The following is a 25,070-nucleotide window of genomic DNA, read 5'->3' as shown; positions in this document are numbered from 1 at the left end:
ATTTCGTTGGATTGATGGTCTATGTTCTAGAATGAACATAAGAGGGTGGGGTGGCGCAGACTGCCCCTGAAAACGAGTGACATAAACTAGAAAAGAAGGGAATGACGACAATGGCACTTCGACACAAGCTATCCACTTTCGCGCTGGCTACCGCTGTGAGCCTTGGAGCGGCATCCGGGTCGGCCTCGGCGGCGGAACAACAGTTCGTCACCATCGGCACCGGTGGCGTGACCGGGGTCTACTATCCGGCGGGTGGGGCGATCTGCCGCCTGGTGAACAAGGATCGCAAGGAGCACGGCATCCGTTGCTCGGTGGAAAGTACCGGTGGCTCGATCTACAACCTGAACGCCCTGCGGGCCGGTGAACTTGACCTGGCGGTTGCCCAGTCCGATTGGCAGTATCACGCCTATAACGGCACCAGCGATTTCAAGGATGACGGTCCTTTCAAGAAGCTGCGTGCAGTGTTCTCCCTGCATCCGGAGCCGTTCACCGTTGTGGCTCGCAAAGATGCCGGCGTCAAGGACTTCAATGATCTCAAGGGCAAGCGGGTCAGCGTCGGTAACCCGGGTTCCGGCCAGCGTGCCACCGCCGAAGTGCTGATGGACGAGATGGGCTGGGACATGAGCGCCTTCTCCCTGGCCGCCGAACTGAAGGCTGCCGAGCAGTCGCAGGCCCTGTGCGACAACAAGATCGATGCCTTCTTCTACACCGTTGGCCACCCGTCCGGTGCCATCAAGGAAGCCACGACTTCCTGTGACAGTGTTCTGGTCAACGTCCAGAACGATGCGACCAAGAAACTGGTCGAGGAAAACCCGTACTACCGTGTTGCGACCATCCCGGGCGGGATGTACCGCGGTAACCCGGATGACACCACGACCTTCGGTGTGGCTGCGACCGTCGTCACGACGGCTGATGTGCCTGATGAAGTGGTCTATCAGATCGTCAAGGCCGTCTTCGAGAACTTCGACAGCTTCAAGCGCCTGCATCCGGCATTTGAGAACCTGAAGAAAGAGGAAATGGTGCATGATGCGCTGAGTGCCCCGCTGCACCCGGGTGCGGTCAAGTACTACAAAGAAGTTGGCCTGATGGAGTAAGACCGGAATGGAGGCTCGCCAGCTTCCATCATTCCGCTCGAACTTATCGGTTGGATCACGGCTGTCCCGGACGGGGACAGCCGTTTTTGGTCAATCCCTCCTGAAAGGTCGTATCAATGGCGAACCAAGAAAAAAAGTCATCCAACGCGGAGCAGAGCCTACAGTTCTCTGATACCGAAGCGGTGATGCAGACGGAAACCGGCGGCAGGGCGGCCACCGGGATACCGGGCGCTATCCTGTTTCTGGTGCCGGTCGTCTGGTCGCTTTTCCAGTTATGGATAGCGTCCCCGCTGCCCTTTATTTTCAACACGGGTATTTTCAACTCGACCGAGGCCCGTTCGATTCACCTGGCATTCGCCATCTTCCTCGCTTTTGCAGCGTTCCCCATGATCAAGGGGCGGACGCTCAATCATGTGCCCATCTACGACTGGGTGCTGGCGTTGCTGGCTGCGTTTGCCGCGTCCTACATCTATATCTTCTATAACCAGTTGGCGTCGCGCCCCGGTGCGCCCAACCTGCAGGACATGATTGTGGCCATCGGAGGCATGGTCCTGCTGCTGGAAGCCACGCGGCGGGCGCTTGGGCTGCCGCTGATGATCGTTGCCGCGGTCTTTATCTTCTATTCCCTGGCCGGCCCCTACATGCCGGACGTCATTTCCCACAAGGGGGCGAGCCTGGAAAAACTGGCGTCGCACCAGTGGCTCGGAACCGAGGGTGTCTTCGGTGTCGCACTGGGTGTGTCGACCAGTTTCGTGTTCCTGTTCGTCCTGTTCGGCGCCCTGCTGGAGAAAGCGGGAGCGGGTAACTACTTCATCAAGGTCTCCTACGCGTTACTGGGGCATATGCGTGGCGGTCCGGCCAAGGCCGCCGTGGTCTCCAGCGGCCTGAGCGGCATCATTTCCGGTTCGTCCATCGCCAATGTGGTGACGACCGGGACGTTTACCATTCCGCTGATGAAGCGCGTCGGTTTCCCCGCCAGCAAGGCCGGCGCCGTGGAAGTCGCCGCCTCCACCAACGGCCAGCTTACGCCGCCGGTTATGGGGGCCGCGGCTTTCCTGATGGTGGAATACGTCGGCATTTCCTACCTGGAAGTGATCAAGCATGCGATCCTGCCGGCGCTGATATCCTATATCGCGCTGATCTACATCGTGCACCTGGAAGCCTGCAAGCTGAAAATGCACGGCATCGAGCGCACGGATCAGCCTTCACTGGCCCAGCGGATGCTGAACTGGGTCGTGCTGCTGATCGGGTTGTGTGTCATTACGCTGGCCACCTATTACGGGGTGGGCTGGATGAAGGGCGTCTTCGGAGAGGCAGCGTCGTGGATCCTGGCGGTTCTGCTGGTGATTGTCTATGTGGCACTGCTGGGCTATTCCTGTCGCTTCCCGCCGCTGGAAGAGGACGACCCGAACGAGCCGGCGGTTGAGCTTCCTCCGGTCGGGCCCACCGTAAAGACGGGGCTGTACTACCTGTTGCCGGTGGTGGTCCTGGTGTGGTGTCTGACGGTCGACCGCCTGTCTCCCCAGCTATCGGCGTTCTGGGCGACCCTGTTCATGATCTTTATCATCGTCACCCAGCGCCCGTTGCAGCATCTCTTCCGCAAGCATTCCGGCAGCATCATGCCGGCGCTCAAGGACGGTTGGGTGGACCTCGTGCATTCGCTGGCGACCGGTGGTCGCAACATGGTCGGTATCGGCGTGGCGACAGCGACGGCCGGTATCGTCGTAGGTACCGTAACCCTCACGGGGATCGGCCTGGTCATGACCGAGTTCGTGGAGTTCATTTCCGGCGGCAACCTGCTGCTGATGCTGATCTTCACGGCGGTGATCAGCCTTATCCTGGGGATGGGGCTGCCCACCACGGCAAACTACATCGTGGTCTCGACCCTGATGGCGCCGGTCATCGTCACGCTGGGGGCGGCCAATGGGCTGATCGTGCCGTTGATCGCCGTTCACCTGTTCGTGTTCTACTTCGGTATCCTGGCGGACGATACACCTCCGGTGGGGCTTGCGGCCTATGCCGCGGCGGCAATCTCCGGGGCCGATCCGATAAGGACCGGTGTGCAGGGGTTCACCTACGATATCCGGACGGCCATCCTGCCGTTCATGTTCATCTTCAACACGCAGCTGTTGCTGATCGGACTCACGGGCTGGTTTGACCTGCTGGTCACCGTGGCCAGCGCGATCACGGCGATGCTGGTGTTCTCGGCGGCCACCCAGGGCTTCTGGTTTACCAGGAGCCGGATCTGGGAAACCCTGGCGCTGCTGCTGATCACCTTCACGCTGTTCCGCCCGGGGTTTTGGTGGGATATGGTCTACCCGCCCACGGAGCTGCGTCCGGGGACGGAGATCATGGATCATATCAGCGAAGTGCCGCCGGGCGAGGATATGATCCTCAAGGCTTCGGGCATGTCGATCGAAGGTGAAGAGAAGACCACCTTCCTCAACCTGCCGCTGCCGGCCGGCGATACCCCGGAAGACCGCCTGCAGCAGGCGGGCCTGGAGGTCCGTCGTGACGGCGACCGGATGGTGGTGGACTTCGTGACCTTCGGCAGCCCGGCGGAGGCTGCCGGTCTCTCCTTCGACTGGACCATCGATGCGGTCCAGGCGCGTCTGGAGCGGCCGCCGAAGGAGCTGATGTTCATCCCGGCGCTGCTCTTGCTGGTGCTGATTGCCTTCCTGCAAATCCGGCGACGAAACCGGGAGGAAGGGGCTCCGGCCCCGGCGTGATGGGTCAGCCCAAACCAACCCCGCGTTCCGCAAGGTCGCGGGGGGTATGGGTCACCGGAGACCCGTCGACGGTGCCTGGGCGTCGAGGTTCCGGCCCAGGCCGGGAATACCATTCCGGGCATGATGCTTTTGCATGACAGCTGCGGCGTGACGCTGTTAGAATCCGGCGCCTGAGAGGATCGCGATTCGTGGCGCGATTCCTGAAAACCATGTGGTCTCTCGTAAGGATCACCGCTGCCAGGAGCTTGTCATGCCTGTAGTCACCCTGCCTGATGGCAGTCACCGCAGTTTTTCCCAGTCTGTCACGGTTCATGATGTGGCCGCCGATATTGGCGCCGGACTTGCCAAGGCCGCCCTCGCGGGGCGTGTGAACGGCACGCTGGTCGACACCAGTTACACGATCGATGAAGACGTCGAACTGGCGATCGTCACTGACCGGGACGAGGACGGTGTCGATATCATCCGTCACTCCACCGCCCACCTGCTGGCCATGGCGGTGAAAGACCTGTTCCCCTCTGCGCAGGTGACCATCGGGCCGGTGATCGAGAACGGCTTCTACTACGACTTCAAGTTCGACCGCCCGTTCACCAATGAAGATCTGGCACGCATCGAGAAGCGGATGGAAGAACTCGCCAAACAGGACTTCCAGGTGTTCCGCTCGGTTCTGTCCCGCGACGAAGCGGTCAAACTGTTCGACGAGATGGGGGAGGACTACAAGGTCCGTATCATCCAGGACATTCCGGGTGACGAGGACCTGTCCTTCTACCAGCAGGGCGAATTCATCGACCTGTGCCGTGGCCCCCATGTGCCCAATACCGGGAAGCTCAAGGCGTTCAAACTGACCAAGGTGGCGGGCGCCTATTGGCGCGGCGACACCGGCAACGAGCAGTTGCAGCGGATTTACGGCACGGCCTGGGGCAACAAGAAAGATCTCAAGGCGTACCTGCATCGTCTGGAAGAAGCCGAGAAGCGGGATCACCGCAAGATCGGCAAGAAGCTGGACCTGTTCCACATGCAGGAAGAGGCGCCGGGCATGGTGTTCTGGCATCCGGACGGCTGGACCGTCTACCAGCAGATAGAGCAGTACATGCGCGACAAGCTGCGCCAGCATGGTTACCAGGAAATCAAGACGCCGCAGGTGGTGTCACGCACGCTGTGGGAGCGCTCCGGCCACTGGGACAAGTTCGGTGATGACATGTTTACCACCGAGTCCGAGAAGCACGACTTCGCCATCAAGCCGATGAACTGCCCGTGTCACATCCAGGTATTCAACCAGGGCCTCAAGAGCTACAAGGACCTGCCGCTGCGGCTGGCGGAATTCGGTTCCTGCCACCGTAACGAAGCCTCCGGTGCGCTGCATGGCCTGATGCGGGTGCGCGGATTCACCCAGGATGATGCCCATATCTTCTGTGAGGAAGAGGCCATCCAGGAAGAAGTCTCCAAATTCATGGACCTGCTGCATGAGGTTTATACCGATTTCGGATTCACCGAGATTCTGTATAAACTCTCCACCCGGCCGGAAAAGCGCGTGGGTTCCGATGAGATCTGGGACAAGGCCGAGGCGGCCCTGGAAGAGGCCCTGAATCGCGAAGGCGTCGAGTGGGAACTGCTGCCGGGCGAGGGGGCGTTCTACGGCCCCAAGATCGAGTACTCCCTGAAAGACTGTATCGGCCGGGTCTGGCAGTGTGGCACCGTGCAGGTGGACTTCTCCATGCCGGGCCGGCTGGGCGCCCAGTATGTCGCCGACAATTCCGAGCGGCGTACCCCGGTCATGCTGCACCGGGCGGTACTGGGATCGTTCGAGCGCTTTATCGGTATCCTGATCGAGGACTACGAGGGGGCTTTCCCCACATGGCTGGCGCCGACCCAGGTGGCCATCATGAATATCACCGATAATCAGCGCGAATATTGCGAGAAAATTGCGAAAGCCCTTGAAAATTCCGGTTATCGCGTGCATGCCGACTTGAGAAACGAAAAAATCGGCTTTAAAATTCGCGAGCACACGCTCAATAAAGTACCCTACCTCGCCGTAGTCGGTGATAAAGAGGTCGAGGCCGGCGCCGTTGCCGTTCGTAATCGCAAGGGCGACGACCTGGGTACCATGTCGCTGGACGCCTTCCGGGCCCTGTTGGCCGAAGACGTGTCCCGCAAAGGCAGAAATCAAACGGAGAACTGATTATTAAACAGCGAACGAATCGGGGACGGGCTCCTAAAGCGCCCATCAACGAGAATATAGAAGCCACAGAAGTACGTCTCATTGCAGCGGACGGTGAACAGGTGGGCGTTGTCTCCATCGAAGACGCACTGAAAGCCGCGGAAGAAGCTTCTCTGGATCTGGTTCAGGTTACGAATTCCGATCCGGTCGTCTGTAAGATCATGGACTACGGCAAGAAGGTCTTCGAAGAGAAGAAGGCCAAGGCCGCTGCGAAGAAAAAGCAGAAGCAGGTCCAGGTAAAAGAAGTCAAGTTCCGGCCTGGCACGGAAGAAGGGGATTATCAGGTCAAGCTACGCAACCTGATACGTTTCCTTGAGAACGGGGACCGGGGCAAGATCACGATTCGTTTCCGCGGTCGTGAGATGGCACACCAGGAAATTGGTATGCAGCTCATGAATCGTGTGGAAGCCGACATCGAAGAGCTTGCCCAGGTAGAGCAACGGCCGAAGATGGAAGGCCGGCAAATGACGATGGTTGTTGCCCCCCGAAAGAAAAAGTGAGTTCTGTTTGATCGCCTGTCCCCCGTCACAGTGCGGGGGATTTGTCGTTCAGGACTCATTATTTATTGAAATCATAAAATGCGGAGTTTTATAAAATGCCCAAGATGAAAACCAAGAGCGGGGCCACCAAGCGGTTCAAGCGGACTGCCAAAGGCTTTAAGCACAAGCAGTCCTTCACGAGTCACATCCTGACCAAGAAGAGCCCGAAGCGGAAGCGTCAGCTGCGCGGCACCAAGCAAATTGCCAAGTCTGACGTTGCATCCATCAAGCGCATGATCGCGCTTTAATTTCAGGTTCAGTAAAGAGAAGGATTGAGATATGGCTCGTGTAAAGCGTGGTGTCGTCGCACGTCGTCGTCACAAGAAGATCATGAAGCAGGCGAAGGGTTACTACGGTGCCCGTAGCCGCGTCTATCGTGTTGCCAAGCAGGCGGTCATCAAGGCGGGTCAGTACGCCTACCGTGACCGTCGCAACCGTAAGCGTCAGTTCCGTGCGCTGTGGATTGCCCGTATCAATGCGGGTGCCCGTGCCAACGGCCTGTCCTACAGCCGTCTGATCGCTGGTCTGAAAAAGGCGAATGTTGAAATCGATCGTAAGGTCCTGGCGGATCTGGCGATGAACGAGCAACAGGCGTTTAGTGCCGTCGTTGAAAAAGCCAAGGCTGCGCTCGCGTAAGCTCTTTCATCGATTGCATATCGGATTGAATGCCCTTTGGGGCATTCCGAAGTAGGGGGAAGAGCATGCTCTTCCCCCTTTTTTATTCTGGGACCTGTAGAATAGGGCCCCCTGGAACATCCGGGAATCTCTGAAAAAGGATCCGTCGCGCGACCGGTCATTTTTCAGGGGTTCTCACCCGCAAAGAACACAACGCATATTTGGAGCAGGGTCAATGGAAAACCTGGAGCAACTCGTACAGGACGGCCTGAAAGCGGTACAGCAGGCGACGGACCTGCAGACGCTGGATCAGGTGCGTGTTGATTATCTGGGCAAGAAGGGCGTATTGACGCAGCAGCTCAAGTCGCTGGGTCAACTGTCGGCGGAAGAGCGGCCTGCGGCGGGGCAGAAGATCAACCAGGCCAAGGGCGAGGTGCAGGATGCGATCAACGCCCGCCGCACCGAGCTGGAAAGCGCGGCACTGGACGCCAGGCTGGCGGCGGAATCGATCGACGTGACCCTGCCCGGTCGAGGTCAGAGCCGTGGCGGGCTGCATCCGGTCACGCGCACCATTCAGCGTATGGAACAGTTCTTTACCCGGGCCGGTTACACCGTGGAAGAGGGCCCGGAGATCGAAGATGATTACCACAACTTCGAAGCCCTCAATATTCCCGGCCATCACCCGGCCCGTGCCATGCACGACACCTTCTATTTCAATCCGGGTACCCTGCTGCGCACGCATACCTCGCCGGTCCAGATCCGCACCATGGAGGACGGCCAACCGCCGTTCCGCATGATTTGTCCGGGCCGGGTCTATCGCTGCGACTCGGACATGACCCATACGCCGATGTTCCACCAGGTGGAAGGTCTGGTGGTGGATAAGGACATCAGCTTTGCCGACCTCAAGAGTACGGTGGAGGAGTTCCTGCGGGTGTTCTTCGAGAAGGATCTGGCCGTTCGCTTCCGGCCGTCCTACTTCCCGTTCACCGAGCCCTCGGCGGAAGTGGACATCGAATGGGGCCGCAACGAGGATGGTTCCATCAAATGGCTGGAAGTGATGGGCTGTGGCATGGTCCATCCCAAAGTCTTCGAGTATTGCGGCATTGATCCCGAAACCTATCGCGGTTTTGCCTTTGGCATGGGCGTCGAACGACTGGCCATGCTGCGCTATGGCGTGAACGACCTGCGCATGTTCTTCGAGAACGACCTGCGCTTCCTGCGCCAGTTCCGCTGATCGACAGCGCTGGCAAGACACGGTTTCAGGATTAACGGATCAGGACAAGGCAACGAACATGAAATTTAGCGAACAATGGCTGCGCGAGTGGGTTAACCCGGAGATCGATACCCAGGGTCTGGTCGACCAGATCACCATGGCCGGTCTGGAAGTGGATGCGTTCGAGACGGTCGCCGGCGAGTTTACCGGCATCATCGTCGGCGAAGTGCTGTCGGTCGAGCCTCACCCGGATGCGGACAAGCTGCGCGTGTGTCAGGTCGCCGGTGGTGACGAGACCGTTCAGGTGGTGTGTGGCGCCCCCAACGTCCGGCCGGGGCTGAAAGTGCCTTTCGCCGAGGTGGGCGCGGTACTGCCGGGCAACTTCAGGATCAGGAAGGCCAAGCTGCGGGGGCAGCCGTCCAACGGCATGCTCTGTTCCGAATCCGAGCTGGGGCTGTCCGACAACCACGACGGCCTGATGGAACTGCCGGCATCGGCACCGACCGGCGAGAACGTCCGCGATTACCTGGGACTGGATGACGCCACCATCGACGTTGACCTGACGCCGAACCGCAGTGACTGCCTGTCCATCCGCGGCCTGGCTCGCGAAGTGGGTGTCCTGAACCGCCAACCGGTCGAAGGTCCGGAGATCAACCCGGTCGAACCTGTGCACTCGGATGTCGTCGATATCCGTCTCGAAGCGCCGGAAGGCTGCCCGCGTTACCTGGGTCGGATCATCCACAACGTTGACCTGAGCGCCGAAACGCCGCTGTGGATGCGTGAGCGCCTGCGTCGTTCCGGTGTCCGCAGCATCGATCCGGCTGTAGACGTGACCAACTACGTGATGCTGGAGCTGGGCCAGCCCATGCATGCGTTCGATCGCAGCGAGATCGAGGGCGGCATCGTCGTGCGCTGGGCCAAGCCCGGCGAGAAGCTGGTCCTGCTGGACGGCCAGGAAGTGGAGCTGGTTGAAGGCACGCTGGTGATTGCCGACCACGAGAAGCCCATTGCCATTGCCGGTGTTATGGGCGGCGAGCATTCCGGGGTGGCCGAGAAGACGCGGGATTTGGTACTTGAAGCGGCCTTCTTCGATCCCATTTGCATCGCCGGCAAGGCGCGCCACTATGGCCTGCATACCGACGCCTCCCACCGCTTTGAGCGGGGCGTGGACCCGGAACTGACCCGCAGCGCGATGGAGCGGGCGACGGCGTTGCTGCTGGAGATCGTCGGCGGCGAAGCCGGCGAAATCGTGGAAGTGCGCAGCGAGGAGCATCTGCCGACGAGCCCCGTTGTCGAGTTGCGCCATCAGCGCGTCACCGATGTGCTGGGCATCGAGATCGACCGGACCGAGATCGAGGAAATCCTCACCCGGCTGGGCCTGCACGTCGACAAGCTGACCCGGGATGGATGGATGGTGCACGTGCCGAGCTATCGTCCGGACATCACCATAGAAGAGGACCTGATCGAGGAGATCGGCCGCATCTATGGCTACAACAACCTGCCGGTGACCGAGCCGGTGGGCAGTCTGGGCCTGCGGGAGGAGCCGGAGGCCGTTCGTCCGATCAACAGCGTCCGCTCCCTGCTGGTGGATCGTGGTTATCAGGAAGCGGTGACCTACAGCTTCGTGGATAGCAGGGTCCAGGCGCTGATCGATGGCGATCATGCTGGTATCGAACTGGCCAACCCGATCTCCAGCGACATGTCCGTCATGCGCACCAGCCTGTGGCCGGGTCTGCTGAAGACCGTAGCCTACAACCAGAATCGCCAGCAGTCCCGCATGCGACTGTTCGAGACCGGGCTGCGATTCGTGCGTGAAGGCGAGGGCATTGAGCAGGTGCCTATGCTCGCGGGTGTCGTGACCGGCGCGCAGAATCCGGAGAGCTGGGTCAACGGTCGTCGGAGTGTGGATTTCTTCGATGTGAAGGGCGATCTGGAAGCGCTGTTTGAGCTGCTCGGTATTACGGTTGAATTCAGTGCGGGCGAGCACGGTGCCCTGCACCCGGGGCAGACCGCACAGCTGCACCGGGAGGGCGAATTTGTGGGCTGGTTGGGCGCATTGCACCCGCAAGTCCAGAAAAAGCTCGACCTGGATGGCGCAATTTACGTGTTTGAGCTATTCTTGAATTCGATCCTTTCCGGATATGTGCCTAATTTCAAAGAATTTTCAAAATTCCCGGAAGTTCGGCGGGATTTGGCTATCATTATCGGGAATGAGGTGACGTACGCTGAAGTTCAGCGCGTTGCCCGTGAGAAGGCGGGTGAGTTCCTGACCGGCGCGCGGGTGTTTGACGTGTTTGAGGGGGAAGCCATCGGCGAAGGGCGCAAGAGCCTGGCCCTGAGTCTCTTCTGGCAGCATCCGGAGCGGACGCTGAACGACGATGAGATCCAGGGGTGGTTCAACGCGGTGATCGACGCGCTGAAGGCGGAACTTGGTGCAACACTGAGGAGTTAATCGGAATGACGGCTTTGACGAAAGCGGAGATGGCAGAGCGCCTCTACGAAGAGCTGGGGCTCAACAAACGCGAAGCCAAGGAGATGGTGGAAGCTTTCTTCGGAGAGATCAGAGACGCACTGAGTCACAACGAGCAGGTCAAGTTATCGGGTTTTGGTAATTTCGACCTTCGGGACAAGAAAGAACGTCCCGGCCGCAACCCGAAAACCGGGGAGGAGATCCCCATCAGCGCGCGACGTGTGGTGACATTCCGCCCCGGACAGAAACTCAAGCAGAAAGTAGAAGCGTATGCTGGAACCCAGTCATAACAACGAGCTTCCGCCAATTCCTGGCAAGCGCTACTTCACCATTGGTGAGGTAGCGGATCTCTGTAGCGTCAAGGCTCACGTCCTGCGCTATTGGGAGCAGGAGTTCCCGCAACTGTCGCCGGTGAAAAGGCGGGGCAACCGTCGCTATTACCAGCGCGCTGATGTCCTGACCATCCGGCAGATCCGTAGCCTGCTCTACGACCAGGGCTACACCATTGGTGGCGCCAAGCAGAAGCTGAGCAGCCACGAAATCAAGGACGACACCTCCCAGTACAAGCAGCTCATCCGGCAGATGATCGCCGAGCTGGAAGAGGTGCTGGACGTCCTCAACAGCCCGACCTGATCCGCCGGTCAGCGTCGGGCTTGCCTGTCCGTTTTTCAGTTAAAATTCCTGTTTATTTTTAGTGGGAGCTGGTGTAGACTTCGCTCCCGCTAAGCTATTGAACTCACAGTTCAAAGCAGGCCGTGTCGGGGCGTAGCGCAGTCTGGTAGCGCACCTGTATGGGGTGCAGGTGGTCGCAGGTTCAAATCCTGCCGTCCCGACCAATTACAAACTCCCAGGACGATTCAACGCGAATCGCCTGTTCCATCGCTTCTAGGGCCAGTCGGGCAGCTAACACCGCCCGAACCCGGTTCCCGTCTTCGAGTGTCCAGTTTCTCGCCTAATCGCTGAAATCCGGCAATTACACGAACCCGTTCCCTTGCCCAGCCAGACTATCTGGGTCGAGCCTTCATGCCTGACCGGGGTTCCCTAATGTAGCTAATGGGTATTCAGGTCGTCACAGGCTGTTCCCTCTCTGATTTCATCCTGGAGCGTCCTGTGGGTGTCAGTAGACGCTGTTGTCTGCGGACGGGGTGTCATCCTCGCCCAGGAAACGGGCCGCCAACGACTTGAGCGCTTTCATGAGGAGCGAGGTGTCGACGCCCACCGCGACGAACTTGGCGCCCAGCTCGATGTAGCGGCGGGCCAGGGCTTCGTCCGCGGACAGGATGCCGGCGGCCTTACCGGCACCGCGAATACGCAGGATGGCATCTTCAATGGCCGTCTGGACCTCGGGATGCCCGGGGTTGCCTCGGTGTCCCATGGCGGCGGACAAATCCGCCGGGCCGATGAATACGCCATCGACGCCTTCTGTGTTGACGATTCCGTCCAGGTTTTCCAGGCCCTTCAGCGTTTCCACCTGGAGCAGGAGACAGATTTCATCGTCGGCCTTGTCCAGATAACCGGCTATGGAGTTCCAGCGGGATGCCCGGGCCAGTGCGCTGCCGACGCCACGAATACCGTTGGGCGGATAACGTGTCGCTCGCACCAGTTCTGCGGCCTGCTCGGCGGTATCCACCATGGGAACCAGCAGGGTCTGGGCGCCAAGGTCCAGCAACTGCTTGATCAGCACGGGCGACCCTTCCGCTGGCCGGATGATGGGGTGGGACGGGTAGGGTGCGACGGCCTGCAGTTGCCCGAGAATCGAGGTCAGGGTATTGGGTGCGTGTTCGGCATCAATCAGCAGCCAGTCGAAGCCGGCATTGGCCGCCAACTCGGCCGGATAGGCATCGGCCAGGCCGAGCCACAGACCGATCTGGGTGGAATTACTCCGAAGCGCCCGCTTGAATGGGTTTTCCAGCGTGATCATGGTGAGTTCTCCGTTCAGACGAATCGACAGGCAATTGACCCGAGTTCGTCGTAATCCACATGGAAAGTATCCCCCGGGCGAGCGGCGACCGGTCGCGTGAAGGAACCGCCCAGAATAATCTGGCCCGCTTCCAGTTGGACGTCGTAGGGCGCGAGCCGGTTGGCCAGCCAGGCCACCCCTTTGGCGGGATGGTTGAGGACGGCGGCAGAGACACCGGATTCTTCAATGACGCCATTGCGATAGAGGATCGCCGGAACGCGGCGCAGGTCCACCGCGTGGGGCAGGATTGGGCGACCGCCCATGACGATGCCGCCGTTGGCTGCGTTGTCGGAGATGGTGTCGAATACCTTGCGGGTGACGCGGGTTTTCGGGTCGATCTGCTGGATACGGGCGTCGATGATCTCGAGCGACGGGACGATGTAGTCCGTGGCGCGGAGCACATCGAAAATGGTGCAGTCCGGGCCCTTGATCGGGCTTTTGAGGATAAAGGCCAACTCCACTTCGACCCGGGGTACGATGAAGCGTTCGAAGGGAATGTCGCTGCCCTCTTCAAACAGCATGTCATCCAGCAGGGCGCCGTAATCGGGCTCGTCGATATTGGATGACACCTGCATGGCCCGTGAGGTCAGGCCGATCTTGTGGCCGATGAGCCTGCGCCCCTCCTGCAGCTTCATATCCACCCAGGCTTTCTGGACCGTATAGGCGTCCTCGATGGTCATCTCCGGATATTGCAGCGACAGCTGGCCGATCTGTTCCCGTGTCCGCTCGGCTTCATGGAGCCTGCGGGCGGCATCGGAAACGGCTTCTGGATTCAACATAAGCGTCTTGCTCCTGGCAGCGAAGTATCACCAGGGCGCAGGCCCTGTCAGCCTGCGCCCTGGTTCTTCAGGAAGGAATGGATGTTGTTGTGCTTGTAATTGAGCGTCTCGTGGAGTTCGGTCATTTCGAAGGAGACCGCCAGCAGGCGCTGTTCCTGGATGGGCGCGAAGTGTGCCTTGATGACAGCGAACAGGTCGTCGGCGACTTCCTGGCGTACAGCCAAGCTGCGACCGGCTCCCACCTTCAGGGTCATATGGACAAAACCATAGTCGTGGCGCGCGTCGGCGATCCGATAGGTGTCCATCCGGATTGCCCGGCTGCGAATGCCTCCGAGCGGAAAGACGCCGCTGGCCCCAAGGGTGTCGTGTACCTTCTCGAACAGGCCGGGAAGGTCAATCGAGTTTTCGAGATTGCCCGAGTACTCGGCGATAAAGTGCGGCATGGTTCGGCTCCTCAGATCGGGAAGATGGCGTTTATCTGGCCGGTACCGGAGCTGCCGAAAGGCTCGGTCAGTACCTCCACCTTGCCGGTGTATTCCTGGCCACCGAGCAGTCCTAGCAGCATGGCCGTATCGTGCATGTGGCCTTCACCGAAACAGTGTTCGGCGTAGTGCGGGAGCATGTCGCAGAACTCCGCAAAGCGGCCCTGTTTCCAGAGCTCCACCACCCTGAGGTCCACTTGTCTGTCGAACTCCCGGGTCCACTTGTGCATGTTGGCCTGGGCTTCGCGGTCGTCGGAGAACCGGTGTGAGAGGGATCCGGAGGCCAGCACCATGACCTTCTGGTCGCTGCGTTCGATGGCCTTGCGCACGGCCGCGCCAAAGGTGAAGCTGTCTTCCAGCCGATGCCAGGCACACCAGGCCGCCACCGAGACGACGCGGAAGTGCGCTTCCCTGGGCACGTCCATGTTCATGTATCGCATCGGGACCAGGGTGCCGTACTCGAGGTCCAGGCTGGGGATGTCGTGGGCGAGCGTGCGCACGTCCGCGGCATTGGCCTCTTCGGCAATCAGGTGCCCGAGTTCGGTATTGCCGCTGTACTCGTAAGCCATATCCTTGATGAAGTGCGGCAACTCATTACTGGTATACACGCCACTGAAATGGTTGCGGCAGTTCAGGTGGTAGCCGCTGTTGACCAGCCAGTGCACATCGAAGACGACGGCGGTGTCGACACCCAGGGCCCGGGCCCGGCGGGCAATTTCCTTGTGGCCCTCAATGGCGGCCTTGCGGCAGCCCTGATGGGGGCCGGGCAGCTCAGACAGATACATCGACGGAACGTGGCAGATCTTCGCTGCCAATGCGAGTTCGCCCATAACGCTTCTCCGTTGCGCCTGATTAAGGCGCTATCGTTGTTGTTGGACCGGTCGGCCCCCGGTGTGTTGGGAGCCGGCCTTTGTTTCCGGAACTGTCAGGTCAGACACCCCAGCGCGGGATGTGGTGGCTGCCCATGGAGATACAGACGTTCTTGACCTCGGTGAAGACCTCGAAGCTGTACTCGCCACCCTCGCGGCCGGTACCGGAACCCTTGATACCGCCGAACGGCTGGCGGAGGTCGCGCACGTTCTGGCTGTTGACGAACACCATTCCGGACTCGATGCCGCGGGCCAGGCGGTTGGCCTTGCCAATATCCTGGGTCCATATGTAGGACGCCAGCCCGTATTCAGTATCGTTGGCCAGGCGCAATGCGTCAGCCTCGTCCCTGAACGTCATCAGACACACCACCGGCCCGAAGATTTCCTCCTGGGCGATGCGCATCCTGTTGTCGACATCGGCGAATACGGTTGGCCGGATGAACTGGCCATTGGCCAGGTGCGCGGGCAGGCCGTCGGGACGCTCGATGCCGCCAGCGACCAGTTTCGCGCCTTCTTCCTGGCCCAGTTTGATGTAGCCGGTCACCTTATCGTAGTGCGCCTGGGTGATCATGGAACCGACCTGGGTGTCGGGGTCCTGCGGATCGCCCACGATCAGGCGTTTGGCGCGAGCCGCAAATTCCTCGACGAAGCGGTCGTAGACGCTCTCCTGGATGAAGATGCGACTGCCCGCGGTACAGCGTTCGCCATTGAGGGAGAAGATGGTGAACAGGGCGGCATCCAGGGCCCGGTCCAGGTCCGCGTCGTCGAATACCAACACCGGTGACTTGCCGCCCAGCTCCATGGAGTATTTCTTCAGGCCGGCGTTCTGCATGATCTTGCGCCCGGTCGCGGTGCCGCCGGTGAAGGAGATGGCGCGGACATCGGGATGCCTGACCAGGGCGTCGCCTGCGGTACTGCCGTAACCCTGGACAACGTTGAACACTCCCGGCGGCAGGCCCGCTTCCTGGGCGAGCCGGCCCAGTTCGTTGGCGGTCAGCGGTGACAGCTCCGACATCTTCAGCACGGCCGTATTACCCAGTGCCAGGCAGGGGGCCGTTTTCCAGGTTGCGGTCATGAAGGGCACGTTCCAGGGAGAAACCAGGCCACAAACCCCGACCGGCTGGTGCAGGGTGTAGTTCAGCATCTGGTCGTCCACCGGATAGGTGTGGCCGTTCATGCGGGTGCAGACTTCGGCGAAGAAATTGAAGTTGTGGGACGCACGCGGAATCAATACGTTCCTGGTCTGGTGAATCGGCAGTCCCGTATCCTGGGTTTCCAGCTCTGCCAGGCGCGGCACGTTCTCGTCGATCAGCGTGCCCAGGCGGCGCATCAGGCGTGCGCGTTCCTTGGCGGGGGTGTTGGCCCATCCCGGTGCCGCCGCCTTGGCCGCGGCGACCGCCTGGTTGATCTCGTCCTGCCCGCCGCTGGCAACTTCACAGATCACCTCGCCGGTGGCCGGGTTATGGTTCAGGAAGGTGGTCTTGCTGGCCACTTCCTCGCCGTTGATCCAGTGTTTAATCATGACGTGCACCTCGTTAAGCAGGTTTCTTGAAGAATTGGGATTCCGTGACAATGGTGTTCGTCAGACGGCCGACGCCTTCGACTTCCACGGTAACCTCGTCGCCCGGCTTCACGTCTGCCAGCCCCTTGGGGGTACCGGTGGCGATCATGTCCCCCGGTTGCAGGGTCATGAAGCCGGACAGGTACTCGATCAGGTAGGGAATGTCGAAAATCATGTCTGCCGTCGTACCTTCCTGTTTCAGCTCGCCGTTGATCCAGGTGCGAATGGTCAGATCGTTCGGGTTGTCGATGTCCGAAGTCTCGACAATCCAGGGGCCAACCGGCGTGGTGGCATCACGGTTCTTCACCCGCAGGTTGGGGCGATAGTAGTTTTCCAGGTAGTCGCGGATGGCGTAGTCGTTGCAGACGGTGTAGCCGGCGACATACTCAAGGGCGTTCTCCCGCTTGACATTGCGGGCGGGTTTTCCGATGACGGCGACCAGCTCGCACTCGTAGTGCATGTAGTCGACATTGTCAGGGCGCCAGGTGACGCCACGGTGGCCGGTATAGGTGTTGGGCGCCTTAATGAAGACCAGGGGTTCCTCCGGTGCCTTGAAATCCAGCTCCGCGGCGTGATCGGCGTAGTTCAGGCCCAGGGCAAACATGTGCCCATTTGCGGGGGGCAGCCATTCAACGCTGTCCTCGCTGACCCGCTTACCGTCTTGCAGAACCACCTTGTTTTCGTCGTCTATCAGGACATCCTGGACCTGGTTGCCGACCCTGACTCGTGCGCGTTTCATATCCGGGCTCCTTAGTGCTCTGCAGTGATCGTATTGACCAGGCGACCCAGACCGCTGATCTCCACTTCCACACGATCGCCGACCTTGACGTCGACCCGGCCGGCCGGCGTTCCGGTGATCAGGACGTCGCCTTCATTGAGGGTCATGAACTCCGTCAGTTCGCCGATCAGCTCGGGAATGGTCCTGACCCAGTCGGAGGTATGGCCTTCCTGGCGGACGTCGCCGTTGACCCTGAGCTGGATGGACAGGTTGCCGGGATCGGCAATGGCATCGGCCTCTACCAGATCCGGGCCCATGGGGCAGAAACCGTCCCGGCACTTGGCCTTCACGGCCGGGCGGTAGTAGCTCTCTTCCGGCAGGCTGAACTCATTGACGATGGTGTAGCCGGCGACGTAATCCATGGCGTCTTCCGGGCGGACACGGCTGGCTTTCCTGCCGATAACCACGCCGACGGCCGGCCCCGGCTGGATGCGCTCAACGCCGGCGGGGAATACCATCGGGCGCTCATTGCCGTTACGGGTGTTTTCCGTCTTGATGAACAGGACCGGCTTGTTCGGTGGCGTCTTGTACGGCGCTTGCCGGAATTCATCGAGCCGGCTGTCCAGCAGGCTCCTGTAGTTCAGGGCGACGCCGAAAATGGATCCGGTCGCAACCTCTTCTATCGGACGTGGCATGTTGTCCTCCTGAGTGCCGTTGCCTAATACGATGCGGTGCTGGCTAATTGTTAACATATTAATGATATGCTAAAGTCCCAGTGTGTTGTCAACATCGGTGTAAAGGTCGCGGGCCCGGGGCGGAACGATTGCCAGGCATGGCCAACCGCCCGGTTAATATCTTCATGACCGGTCGGGCACGGCAGGAAAAGCGACCCCGGGTAGCGGCCCCCTGATGGACTTGCCGCCCAGTTTAAGAGCCGTCATTGGTGGCGCGCTTGTCTGACGCTGCAAGGCCATGGACGAGCCTGACATCCGCCACGATTCGTACGGCCCTGGACGGGGCCTGTGGCAATATGGGATAGAATAGGGCCCAAACAATTGCAGTAAGGATTCCTCCGAACATGTCCAGAACCAGACCGTCGCTTACGTTGACGCTCCTGCAGGCCCGAGAGGCCGCAATGTCATTTTTCCGGCCGTCGTTGAACCAGCACGGCCTGACGGAACAGCAGTGGCGGGTCATCCGTATCCTGCGCCAGCATGGCGAAATGGAGAGCTATCGGCTGGCGGAAATGGCCTGCATCCTCAAACCCAGCATGACCGGTGTGCTGAACCGCCTGATCCGCGATGGCTATGTCCAGAAACGCAAGTGCCTTGAGGATCAGCGGCGCGTCCATGTCCGTCTGACCGATAAGGGGCAGCAGTGCTTTGTCTCCATGAGTGGTGATATGGAGCGTAACTATCGGCGAATACAGGAGCAGTTCGGAGACGATAAGATGGACCAGCTACTGGAGCTGCTCAACGAACTCAAGAGAATCCGGCCCTGATATCCGGGGAGCCGTCGGGGCAAGGGGATGACATGACCTTGCAGCAGCCCATTCCGAACATCAACATCGGCCAAGTCTACGACCAGCGTTACCTCGAGGCCGAGATCCACTACGAGTCGCTCGGCAAGCTGGCGGACTTCTTCGGTCGCAACATGCCGGTTCACCGCCATGACCGTTTCTTCCAGGTGCACTACGTGCTCAGTGGACGGGTCCGGGTGTTTCTCGATGACCAGCGTTATGAGGGGCGCGGGCCGATGTTCTTCCTGACGCCGCCAACCGTTCCCCACGCGTTCATCACGGATGCGGCCAGTGGCGGGCACGTGCTGACCGTGCGCCAGCAGTTGATCTGGCCGCTGCTTGAGAAGCAGTTTGGTCTTGGCAATGGCCCTTTCGTCAAGCCGGTTTGCGTGTCTTTGCGGGATCGTACCGATGCGGGGCAACTGGATGTCCTGTTCGATGCCCTGCGCGACGAGTTCCTGGAAGAGCGCCCCGGAAAGTACCTGGCCCTGGAAAACCTGACGCGCCTGGTCTTCATCAAGCTGTTCCGCCTGTCCCGGGCCGGCAGGGATCAGGGGGCCACCACCCGCCGCGAGGATCTGTCCGTTTTCCAGCGTTTCAACGAACGGATTGAGGCACATTTCAGGGATCACTGGTCGCTGGCGGAATACGCGGATAGCCTGGACGTCACCGAGGCGAGGCTTAACGACATCTGCCGGCGGATTGCAGATCTGCCCTCAAAACGGATCGTGCATGAACGCCTGATGCAGGAGAGCCGCAGATTCCTGCTGTTTACCAACAATTCCGTCACCGCGATCTGTTATGAGTTGGGGTTCAAGGACCCTGCCTATTTCAGCCGCTTCTTCTCCCGTAACGCGGGCATGAGCCCCGGCGAGTACCGTCAGCGCTCCGCAGGCAGGTCGTGGGGGTAAGGCCCCGGCTGGGTCTACCCCGTGGGATCTCAGCGCTTGAATGGGCCAGCCTGTCGCCATCACGCGACCCCTGGCCGCTCCGGCCGCGAGGCCGGCGCGGCTTTTTTGTCGCCGGGGAGCATCCAACAGCCGGCCGATGGCAAACCTGTGCAAGTCCTCGTCCAGTCCATACAAGAAAACACCTATGCATCACCGCAAAGTAGAGGCTGTTGTCGCGCAAAGCCGCAGGCAACGGGTCGGTAGCAAACAATAGCGGGCCTGTCTGGGCATTACAGAAAGAACGCGGGAGAATGCTATGAGTGAAGTAAATGTGTCCAATACCCCGACAGAACTGACAGGACGAGGTGCCCATCGCATGACAGCTTCAGGCGGGAAGCTGGGGTTCCTGACGATGATGGCCATTTGTATTGGCCTGGTCATCGTCCAGGGGTCCATGATTACGGCGACCCAGGGAATTGCCATGGGCGGGACGGGGTTCATCGCGGCCATGTTTGCGGCTTTCCTCCTTGCCCAGTGTAATGCCGTCTCGTTTTCCGAGCTGAGCCTGATGTTTCCCGAGGAAGGAACCCTGGCTACCTATACGCAAAAGGCCATCGGTCATTTCCCGGCCATTGTGGCGGTATTTGCCGGTTACGTGGTGGTGGCCATGCTGGCGATTCCGGTGGAGATGTTCCTGGTGGACGCCGTCATTGGCGAGTTACTGCCCGGCGTTTTTCCCCATTACGTGATTCCCTTCGCCATCCTGGCCTTCTTCGCGTTCACGAACTTCCTGGGGGCCGATGTGTTTGCGGGAGCCCAGAACATTCTGGCTTTCATCCTGGTCCTGGCGCTGGTCCTGATTGGTCTTTGCGGTACTACGGGTGCGGTGGAGCCCCACGTCCAGGTCACCGGGCCGGCGATCGACTGGAGTTTTGGTTCCGTCGTTGACGGCAGCTTCATCAGCATGGTGGCGATGGCGCTGTGGTTGATGGTGGGGGTTGAGTTTATCTGCCCCATGATCAACGAAGTGCGCGATCCGCAGAAAAACATACCGCGGGCCATGAGTCTGTCACTCTGCGCCATGCTGGTTATCTTCCTGCTGTTCGTGAGTGGTGTCGGGTTCTATCTGGATACTGAAACGGTCCTGGCCTCACCTATTCCCTACCTTGATTATGCAAACGCCGTGTTCGGGCAGGGCGGCCTGATTGTCGCGGCCGTCATGGCTGTGGCTGCAACCTGCAGTACCGTCAACACGGTATTGGCCGGCGTCCCCCGCATGCTTCAGGGCATGGCCGAGAATGGCCAGGCCTTTCCGCAGATGGGGATCACCAGCAAGCGCTTCGGCACACCCTGGGTCGGCATCCTGTTCATGGTTGCCATCATTGCCATCCCGGTCCTGCTGCTGGGGATCGATGACCTGATCACGCTCGTGATTGCGGCATCCACCAGTTGGCTGCTGGCCTATATCGTCGCCCACATTGACGTATTGGTCCTGCGTCGCAGCATGCCGGGCAAGGAGCGGCCCTACAGGACGCCGTTCTATCCGCTGCCCCAGATCATCGGCATCGTCGGCATGGCCTATGTGGCGCTGAATAACAGTCCTTCGCCGGAGATGACGATGCTGGTCTACAAGATCACCGGTGGCATCCTGCTCCTCGTCGGTGTCATCGCGGCACTCTGGGTCAAATTCTATATGAAGCGAGGCCTGTTCGAACCCGATCATTCCTGATCGCAGAGCCTGATCCGGGTTCGGAGGCATTCGAAGGTACCGAAGGTCGTGGTCCGAACCCTGCCAAGCGCCTCGGGGAGGACGATCACCGCCCGCTTCACCTGGTCGAAAGTGCCTCTCCAGGGGCTGAAACCCATCTAAAACGCGGTGACGCGAAGTTCGTGATGCAGTGAGGGCTCACGCAAGTGGTGGCCGTCGCTGGAAGGAGAATGGCCCATGTTTAGAGGCGCATCCGTAAAACGCCTGGTGAACGAGATTACTGATCTTCTGGAGCGGTTCGACTCACCCCATGGGTCGGAGATGCCGTCCATGGATCGTCTTGCCGATCACCCGGAACTCCAACGGCGTTTGCTGGGAGCGATTGAGCGTGTGAACGCCCGGGACGCCGATCTGCGGGCCCAGGTCGAAAACCTGGATGAGACTTTGCAGGCTTCCCGTGTCAGCGCCCGGCAGGCCGAGCGTCTGGCGGAAGAACGCCTGCGTGAGGAAGAGGCCCGCAGTCACGCCCTGGAGGCCCGGTGCGCCCAGTACGAGCAGGTGGTTGCCGACTGGGAGGCAGAAAGCCGGGTCTGGAACATGATCCAGTCGACCCTGACCGAGGGTGTCTGGGATTTTGTCGTGGTTAACGGCCGAATCGAAGACCCATCCAGTTGCATGCGGATAACGGATGCCTTCCGCCGTCTGCTGGGCTATACGGCGGAAGAGTTGCCCGACGGCATGGACAGCCAGGTGAGCATTACGCACCCGGACGACCTACCGAAGATCCTGGAAACCTTCGAGCGACACATCCTGGATTCCCAGGGGGAAGGCGAGTACATCCATGAATTCCGGATGAAGCACAAGACCCGGGGATATTGCTGGTACCGGGAGCGCGGCCGGGCCGTACGGGACGACCGCGGGAAGCTGATTCGCGTGATCGGTGCCGTGCGCGATATCACCGACGAACGCTCAGCCCGGGAAGCCCATGAAAAGCTCGTGACGAGCAACCAGGATGCGTACCGGCAGATCTCCGAGGTGGTGGACGTGATCAGTGGGATCGCCAGCCAGACCAATCTCCTGGCGCTGAATGCCGCAATTGAGGCAGCCAGGGCAGGGGAGGTGGGGCGGGGATTCTCCGTGGTGGCTGATGAGGTCAAGCAGCTTGCCGATCGTACCCAGGAGGCCACCAATCGCATACAGCGCATGCTTGAGGCGCAAAAGAGCGCAGCCGATCCGGGGAACGCCGGTCCATTGCGGTAAGTCTTTCCTTTTCCTTTCAGGTGGGGACATTCATCGGGCCCAGGTATTGCGCCTATATTATTAACATGTTAATAATCTATCGGGTGGTATGGATTCGGAGGGAAATGATGGAAGCGCGGGTTGCGAAGGAGAAGTACGTGCGTACGGCCAACCATGTCCGGTTGGCTTCAGCCTGGCTGATCGCGCAGAGAGCAACCGAAACGGCGTCATTGCAGGGGCGGCCCGTTGCGGTCGCTGTCCTGGATGCTTCGGGAGCACCGGTCTTGACCCTGAAGATGGACGGCGCCCCCGACCCGTGCCGGGACATCGCCATGCGAAAGGCCCGGACTGCCCTGGCATTCGCCATCCCGACGCATCGATGGCATGAACGGCTGGAGACCCTGTCGCCTGCGGTCAGGCTTGGCCTGCCGCTCCAGGAGGGGCTGGCTTTCTTCGGTGGCGGCGAGCCCCTGTCATATCGGAGCGAGGTGGTGGGGGCGATCGGTGTCTCCGGAGCCAGCGAGGCCGAAGACGGCGCGATCGCCCAAGCCGCAGCCGAGTATTTCGCTGATCTGCTGGCGGACGGCTAGTGCCCGTCTGGCCGGAGATCCACAGCGTGATTGGTCAGAACGATGGCATGTTGATTCAAGCGGATGTCCTGCCCGGTCAAGCTCTTCGTGTTCAGGGCAGGTCTAATGTCTATCAGGGACGGTAGCCACTCTGGGTATGGAGTCTAAATTGAAAATTCTGAAGTTTGGGACAGAACAATGATCAAGATCGAGACCCCGACGTATTACACGGCAACCAGGAAGTATGAGTTGAGCTTCCCGTCTCTTGAAGCCGACATCGAAGCCGATGTGGTCGTGATTGGAGGCGGCTTTGCCGGTATTAACACTGCTCTGGAGTTGGCCGAAAAAGGGATTAAAGACATTGTCGTGCTGGAAGCCCGCTACCTGGGCTTTGGTGGGACCGGGCGCAACGGCGGTCAGATCATGGCCGGGATTGGGCATGATCTCGATACCATCCGTAAGGATGTCGGTGAAGAGGGGCTGCGTCGCATCTTTGAAATCAGCGACATGGGCGCGGACGTCATCAAGCAACGCATTGAAAAGTACGATATCGATGCGGACTTCAGGCATGGCTATGCCTATCTGGGGTTCAACTCCCGGCAGGAGAAAACCCTGCGCGAATGGGAAAAGGAATTCCGGAGCATTGCACCTGACCAGGACATCCAGCTCATCACCGGAGCCGACGTGCAGTCGGTGGTCGGATCGGATGCCTACAGTTGCGCGCTCAAGCACATGGGATCCGGCCAGGTCCATTCGCTGAACCTGTTATTGGGCGAGGCCAAAGCGCTAACCGGTTACGGAGCCCGGATATTCGAGAACAGCCCGGCCCTGTCCGTCGAGTATGGCGAAACCGTCAAGGTGCGCACGGCCAAGGGCTCCGTCAGGGCCAGCAAGCTTCTCTGGGCGTGCGACAGCTTCAACAATGGCATCGAACCTGAGCTTGACCGGAAGATCATCAATACCTACGCGTTCCAGCTGGTCACCGAGCCGCTGTCCGATGAGCTGATTCACAGGATCAGTCCCATCCGAGGGGCATACAGCGATATCCGGCCGGTGATCGACTATTTCCGGGTGACCAATGAAAACCGCCTGCTGTTCGGATCGGCGACGCGTGTGATCGAGCATATCCCCAATGACCTCAAGGGCTGGCAGCGGGCCCAGATGCTCAAGATCTTCCCCTATCTCGACAATGTAAAGATTGACCTGTGCTGGGGCGGGCCTATGGCCTGCACCGCCAAACTGTTCCCGCACCTTGGCGCGATGCGCGAACACCCGAACGTCTTTTTCGTTCAAGGCTGGGCGGGGTTTGGCGTTACTCCGAGCCACATCATCTGCAAGATCCTGGCTGAAGGCATGAGTGAAGGGTCGGATCGCTACGACCTGGTCACCTCCGTAAACCAGGTGGATATCTGGGGCAAGTACAAGTTCAGGCCGGCCATTCTCACAGCGGGCAAAGCATGGCACCAACTGTCCGGTTACTGGATGGGGCGTCGTTAAGTCGTAACAAAGTCAATTGGAGATAATGTCGTATGAAATCTGTAGCAAAGAACGTAACGATCAATGATCTGGATGCCTGGGGCTCGGTGGCGGATCTGGGATCCGAAATCCTTGAGGGAAAGGGGGAGGCCTTTGGCAAGATGACGTTTGGTGCTCCGACAGATCCGGTGAGCTCGGCGTACTTTGGCGTGAGCAAAAGCAAGTTCCGGATGACCTATCCGTTCAATGAGCATGCCGTCGTGATTTCGGGCGAAGTCGAGCTGACTGACGAAAATACCGGGGAGACAACGGTTTACCGCGCGGGTGATGTCTGGTTTGCCGAAAAGGGCACGCCGGTGCTGTGGGATGTCAAAACCGACAACTTCATCAAGCATTACCTGGCGGTGTCCTGAAAGCCGTTATCC

At 59.9% G+C, this 25,070-nt stretch carries 24 protein-coding genes and 1 tRNA gene; 18 read left to right on the top strand and 7 right to left on the bottom strand.

Translation table 11 applies throughout. The features are described 5' to 3' along the window. Positions 1-110: 110 nt before the first annotated feature. From EZI54_RS00950 to EZI54_RS00900, 11 genes are all read left to right on the top strand, one after another. Entirely contained in the window at positions 111-1,094 is a 984-nt protein-coding gene (locus EZI54_RS00950; protein WP_131478103.1) for a TAXI family TRAP transporter solute-binding subunit, read from the top strand. Between the two features lie 116 nt (positions 1,095-1,210). Further along, positions 1,211-3,823: a TRAP transporter permease gene (locus EZI54_RS00945; protein WP_131478101.1), complete on the top strand. Its 2,613-nt coding sequence runs from the start codon at positions 1,211-1,213 to the stop codon at positions 3,821-3,823. Positions 3,824-4,073: 250 nt separating this feature from the next. Further along, positions 4,074-5,999 (top strand): threonine--tRNA ligase, encoded by a 1,926-nt coding sequence (gene thrS, locus EZI54_RS00940; protein WP_131478099.1) that lies wholly within the window; start codon positions 4,074-4,076, stop codon positions 5,997-5,999. Next, positions 5,996-6,538, top strand: coding sequence for a translation initiation factor IF-3 (gene infC, locus EZI54_RS00935; RefSeq protein WP_131478097.1), 543 nt, complete (start codon positions 5,996-5,998; stop codon positions 6,536-6,538). The genes thrS and infC overlap by 4 nt, the downstream gene beginning before the upstream one ends. A gap of 95 nt (positions 6,539-6,633) precedes the next feature. Beyond that, positions 6,634-6,825: a 50S ribosomal protein L35 gene (gene rpmI / locus EZI54_RS00930; protein ID WP_131478095.1), complete on the top strand. Its 192-nt coding sequence runs from the start codon at positions 6,634-6,636 to the stop codon at positions 6,823-6,825. A 31-nt stretch (positions 6,826-6,856) separates the two neighbouring features. Beyond that, positions 6,857-7,213 carry a 50S ribosomal protein L20 gene (gene rplT, locus EZI54_RS00925; protein WP_111497796.1) on the top strand — a complete coding sequence of 119 codons (357 nt, stop codon included), beginning with the start codon at positions 6,857-6,859 and terminating at the stop codon, positions 7,211-7,213. A 214-nt stretch (positions 7,214-7,427) separates the two neighbouring features. Next, complete coding sequence (gene pheS / locus EZI54_RS00920; protein WP_131478093.1) at positions 7,428-8,426, top strand: phenylalanine--tRNA ligase subunit alpha; 999 nt, start codon at positions 7,428-7,430, stop codon at positions 8,424-8,426. Between the two features lie 58 nt (positions 8,427-8,484). Then, a complete protein-coding gene (gene pheT / locus EZI54_RS00915) occupies positions 8,485-10,857 on the top strand; it encodes a phenylalanine--tRNA ligase subunit beta (RefSeq protein WP_131478091.1) in 2,373 nt (790 codons plus the stop codon). Between the two features lie 5 nt (positions 10,858-10,862). Then, the gene (gene ihfA / locus EZI54_RS00910) at positions 10,863-11,165 is read left to right on the top strand and encodes an integration host factor subunit alpha (protein WP_004578706.1); all 303 of its coding nucleotides are present in this window, start codon (positions 10,863-10,865) and stop codon (positions 11,163-11,165) included. Continuing rightward, complete coding sequence (locus tag EZI54_RS00905) at positions 11,146-11,508, top strand: MerR family transcriptional regulator (RefSeq protein ID WP_123634238.1); 363 nt, start codon at positions 11,146-11,148, stop codon at positions 11,506-11,508. The genes ihfA and EZI54_RS00905 overlap by 20 nt, the downstream gene beginning before the upstream one ends. 126 nt (positions 11,509-11,634) lie before the next feature. Beyond that, positions 11,635-11,711: transfer RNA gene (locus tag EZI54_RS00900), tRNA-Pro, on the top strand. Positions 11,712-11,992: 281 nt separating this feature from the next. On the opposite strand, the gene hpaI is transcribed toward EZI54_RS00900, so the two are convergent. The 7 genes from hpaI to EZI54_RS00865 form a co-directional block, all read right to left on the bottom strand. Beyond that, positions 11,993-12,796 carry a 4-hydroxy-2-oxoheptanedioate aldolase gene (gene hpaI / locus EZI54_RS00895; protein ID WP_131478089.1) on the bottom strand — a complete coding sequence of 268 codons (804 nt, stop codon included), beginning with the start codon at positions 12,794-12,796 and terminating at the stop codon, positions 11,993-11,995. Between the two features lie 14 nt (positions 12,797-12,810). Further along, the gene (gene hpaH, locus EZI54_RS00890) at positions 12,811-13,614 is read right to left on the bottom strand and encodes a 2-oxo-hept-4-ene-1,7-dioate hydratase (protein ID WP_131478087.1); all 804 of its coding nucleotides are present in this window, start codon (positions 13,612-13,614) and stop codon (positions 12,811-12,813) included. Positions 13,615-13,661: 47 nt separating this feature from the next. Next, positions 13,662-14,057 (bottom strand): 5-carboxymethyl-2-hydroxymuconate Delta-isomerase, encoded by a 396-nt coding sequence (locus EZI54_RS00885; protein ID WP_131478085.1) that lies wholly within the window; start codon positions 14,055-14,057, stop codon positions 13,662-13,664. Positions 14,058-14,068: 11 nt separating this feature from the next. Then, positions 14,069-14,926, bottom strand: coding sequence for a 3,4-dihydroxyphenylacetate 2,3-dioxygenase (gene hpaD, locus EZI54_RS00880; protein ID WP_131478083.1), 858 nt, complete (start codon positions 14,924-14,926; stop codon positions 14,069-14,071). A gap of 100 nt (positions 14,927-15,026) precedes the next feature. Further along, positions 15,027-16,487: a 5-carboxymethyl-2-hydroxymuconate semialdehyde dehydrogenase gene (hpaE, locus tag EZI54_RS00875; protein ID WP_131478081.1), complete on the bottom strand. Its 1,461-nt coding sequence runs from the start codon at positions 16,485-16,487 to the stop codon at positions 15,027-15,029. A 13-nt stretch (positions 16,488-16,500) separates the two neighbouring features. Further along, on the bottom strand, positions 16,501-17,265 hold the full coding sequence (locus EZI54_RS00870; RefSeq protein ID WP_131478079.1) for a fumarylacetoacetate hydrolase family protein: 765 nt from the start codon (positions 17,263-17,265) through the stop codon (positions 16,501-16,503). Positions 17,266-17,276: 11 nt separating this feature from the next. Continuing rightward, positions 17,277-17,939, bottom strand: a complete 663-nt coding sequence (locus EZI54_RS00865) for a fumarylacetoacetate hydrolase family protein (RefSeq protein ID WP_131478078.1) — start codon at positions 17,937-17,939, stop codon at positions 17,277-17,279. Between the two features lie 383 nt (positions 17,940-18,322). Between EZI54_RS00865 and hpaR the strand changes: the two genes are divergently transcribed. The 7 genes from hpaR (at position 18,323) to EZI54_RS00830 (ending at position 25,058) form a co-directional block, all read left to right on the top strand. Beyond that, positions 18,323-18,745 carry a homoprotocatechuate degradation operon regulator HpaR gene (gene hpaR / locus EZI54_RS00860; RefSeq protein ID WP_131478076.1) on the top strand — a complete coding sequence of 141 codons (423 nt, stop codon included), beginning with the start codon at positions 18,323-18,325 and terminating at the stop codon, positions 18,743-18,745. 32 nt (positions 18,746-18,777) lie between these two features. Continuing rightward, positions 18,778-19,674 (top strand): 4-hydroxyphenylacetate catabolism regulatory protein HpaA, encoded by an 897-nt coding sequence (hpaA, locus tag EZI54_RS00855; protein ID WP_131478074.1) that lies wholly within the window; start codon positions 18,778-18,780, stop codon positions 19,672-19,674. Positions 19,675-19,969: 295 nt separating this feature from the next. Then, positions 19,970-21,382, top strand: a complete 1,413-nt coding sequence (locus EZI54_RS00850) for an APC family permease (RefSeq protein ID WP_131478072.1) — start codon at positions 19,970-19,972, stop codon at positions 21,380-21,382. Positions 21,383-21,598: 216 nt separating this feature from the next. Continuing rightward, the gene (locus tag EZI54_RS25240; protein WP_131478070.1) at positions 21,599-22,621 is read left to right on the top strand and encodes a methyl-accepting chemotaxis protein; all 1,023 of its coding nucleotides are present in this window, start codon (positions 21,599-21,601) and stop codon (positions 22,619-22,621) included. Positions 22,622-22,728: 107 nt separating this feature from the next. Continuing rightward, on the top strand, positions 22,729-23,190 hold the full coding sequence (locus tag EZI54_RS00840) for a GlcG/HbpS family heme-binding protein (RefSeq protein WP_165495645.1): 462 nt from the start codon (positions 22,729-22,731) through the stop codon (positions 23,188-23,190). A 177-nt stretch (positions 23,191-23,367) separates the two neighbouring features. Next, on the top strand, positions 23,368-24,666 hold the full coding sequence (locus EZI54_RS00835; RefSeq protein WP_131478066.1) for an NAD(P)/FAD-dependent oxidoreductase: 1,299 nt from the start codon (positions 23,368-23,370) through the stop codon (positions 24,664-24,666). 32 nt (positions 24,667-24,698) lie between these two features. Further along, on the top strand, positions 24,699-25,058 hold the full coding sequence (locus tag EZI54_RS00830; RefSeq protein WP_131478064.1) for a cupin domain-containing protein: 360 nt from the start codon (positions 24,699-24,701) through the stop codon (positions 25,056-25,058). The last annotated feature ends 12 nt before the right edge of the window (positions 25,059-25,070 follow it).

Source organism: Marinobacter halodurans (assembly GCF_004327985.1).
In the GTDB taxonomy this organism is placed as follows: Bacteria; Pseudomonadota; Gammaproteobacteria; order Pseudomonadales; family Oleiphilaceae; genus Marinobacter_A; species Marinobacter_A halodurans.
Note: the sequence above shows the minus strand (reverse complement) of the source record. Positions and strands in the feature narration are given on the sequence as shown.